The organism is Vibrio sp. 1078-1, from assembly GCF_033340475.1.
In genome coordinates, this window is the sequence record NZ_JAWOWM010000115.1 from 1 (window position 1) to 990 (window position 990).

Genomic DNA, 990 nt, shown 5'->3' on the forward strand with positions numbered 1-990 from the left:
CACAGGAACAGGCAAATTTTCTAATAGCCATTTAATGGCCGAAGCCATCCAGGTTTCAGGTTCACAGCTCGCGACGATGGCGCTTAAACGTGTGGATGTACATGATCAGCAAGATGACATTTTGCAGCCTCTGATTCACGCCGGTGTGAATTTGCTACCGAACACCTCTGGCGCTAAAAATGCCAAAGATGCGGTTTTTGCTGCGCAGCTTGCTCGCGAAGCGTTGGGCACAAATTGGGTCAAACTGGAGATCCATCCCGACCCGAAATACTTAATGCCTGACCCGATAGAAACCTTAGCCGCTGCCGAACAGCTCGTGCGAGATGGCTTTATTGTGTTGCCATATTGCCATGCTGATCCGGTGTTATGTAAACGGCTGGAAGAAGTTGGCTGTGCTGCGGTGATGCCATTGGGTGCGCCGATTGGTTCGAACAAAGGTATCGCTTCGCACGATTTTCTAGAAATCATTATTGACCAAGCGAACGTACCTGTTGTCGTGGATGCGGGAATTGGTGCGCCTTCACATGCGGCAAGAGCGATGGAAATGGGCGCGGATGCCGTGTTGGTCAATACGGCCATCGCTGCCGCAAGTAATCCCGTTGCGATGGCGAAAGCGTTCAAGATGGCAGTCGAGTCAGGTCGTATGGCTTATGAAGCTGGGCTTGCAGGGAAAGTTTCTCATGCCGTTGCTTCCAGTCCGCTAACGGCTTTTCTCGATGAACTGTAGAAGTGAGGGTTCAAGATGAGCTTTTATGATCGCTTTCAGCAGCTCGATTGGGATGACATATCCATGTCGATTTATGCCAAAACGGAGCAGGATGTGGAAAGGGCGCTAGCAAAACCCAAACGAGATTTGGAAGATTTTAAAGCGTTGATTTCTCCTGCTGCTGAACCGTACTTAGAGCAGATGGCAAAGCTTTCTTATTCGCTGACGCGTAAGCGTTTTGGCAACACTATGTCGCTATATATCCCGCTGTACCTCTCTAACCT

The 990-nt window shown here is 49.8% G+C and carries 1 protein-coding gene and 1 pseudogene; both read left to right on the plus strand.

Annotated features, from left to right (window positions below):
• Window positions 1-727 (plus strand): thiazole synthase (locus R7190_RS25975; RefSeq protein WP_318137696.1); only part of this gene is annotated, 727 nt, incomplete at its 5' end.
• Window positions 728-742: 15 nt separating this feature from the next.
• Window positions 743-990 (plus strand): annotated as a pseudogene (gene thiH / locus R7190_RS25980) (2-iminoacetate synthase ThiH); the annotation flags it as partial.